This window comes from Bradyrhizobium sp. Ken01, assembly GCF_055807355.1.
Map to the genome: position 1 here is coordinate 1 of NZ_JBVVPC010000278.1, position 244 is coordinate 244.

1 protein-coding gene is annotated in these 244 nt (G+C 68.4%); it reads right to left on the reverse strand.

All coding sequences use genetic code 11. The annotated features are described in order from the left end of the window. A partial coding sequence (locus AC0L3S_RS39655; protein WP_473285429.1) for a 3-deoxy-7-phosphoheptulonate synthase occupies nucleotides 1–244 on the reverse strand: 244 nt, incomplete at both ends.

Below are 244 nucleotides of genomic sequence, written 5' to 3' on the forward strand. Positions count from 1 at the left end.
GGCATAGCCGCCTTGCGCGAAGGCGCGCAGAAGGTTGAGCGTCGCCGCCGACTGGCGGTACGCCATCTCCTGGCGAGCGGGATCCGGAATGCGCGACTTCGGGTCGAATTCGATGCCGTTGATGATGTCGCCGCGATAGCTGGGCAGCGTCACCTCGCCCTTGGTCTCGTTGTCGGACGAGCGCGGCTTGGCGAACTGGCCGGCAACGCGGCCGACCTTCACCACCGGCTGCGCGCCGGCGAAG